The following is a 931-nucleotide window of genomic DNA, read 5'->3' as shown; positions in this document are numbered from 1 at the left end:
CTCTAGGTTCTAAAATCTCACGGAGATATTTTGTGCCTTTTTGAGTTCTTGTTACCCATATATTATACCCACTCCAATATCTTGGCATAACCCAAGAAGCAGCACTATGCATTGTGCTATGGATCGTTTCTCCTTTTTTAAGTTTGGGTAAAGTATTTGCTGTATATTCTTTGCCTTTATAGATTAAAATATCGTCATAATATCCTTTTAAAAATGCATTAGTATAAAAGAAATTATCTCTAAAATACACCCAAGCTTGATATTTATCTTCTTTATAATAAGATAAATTAGTAGGATAGTCTGTTCTTGTATATTTATCTTCCGATCTTGGAGTAATCCCAAAGTCTATATATCCTGCTAAGAATAGTTGCCCTATAATACTTACATACTCACTATTGTAATTTGGTTTTATGGAATTTTTTAAGTTTTCATCTTCTGTGTAAAACAAAGGACAATCCAAGTCATTAAAATCGCATGCATCCTCAAAAATTGATCCTAAAAAGTGATCTTCAAAATATTCTAAAATATCTGTTTTCTTAAGGTTTGGAATTTGTAGAAAAAGCTTTATATCTGATTTTTCATCAAAACAAATACCATCATAACCTAAATTGTAAAATATCTCATCAAAATCAGGAAAAAACGAACCGTATTTATGAATTACTTTACCAATCACCATCTTCTTTCGCCTTATTATGAATTACATTATTTGGTTTTTTATTTCCTATATCTATTGCTGAACCGCCAGAATCAGATGTTTTTCTTAATCTTATAATAGTTCCATCATCTAGTTTTCTCATTTTTATACCATTTCCCGCATCTGGCAACATTGTCGTATCTTTTGCAATATCCTCCCAAATCTCTTTTATTTGTTTATTATCCTTGACTATATAGACATTATTATTTTCGATAAATTGTTTATAGCCCATTTTAT

Annotated in this window: 2 protein-coding genes; both read right to left on the bottom strand. The window is 29.2% G+C overall.

Features of this window, described 5'->3' with window-relative positions; all coding sequences use genetic code 11:
* Positions 1–676 (bottom strand): hypothetical protein (locus CAMP5053_RS08200; RefSeq protein ID WP_337217640.1); only part of this gene is annotated, 676 nt, incomplete at its 3' end.
* Positions 663–931, bottom strand: a 269-nt coding sequence (locus tag CAMP5053_RS08195; RefSeq protein WP_337217639.1) for a hypothetical protein, incomplete at its 5' end; no start/stop codon positions are given. The genes CAMP5053_RS08200 and CAMP5053_RS08195, both read right to left, overlap by 14 nt.

This window comes from Campylobacter sp. S4:11 (assembly GCF_024723695.1).
GTDB classification, from domain to species: domain Bacteria; phylum Campylobacterota; class Campylobacteria; order Campylobacterales; family Campylobacteraceae; genus Campylobacter_D; species Campylobacter_D jejuni_C.
This window is presented reverse-complemented; position numbering and strand designations above follow the sequence as displayed.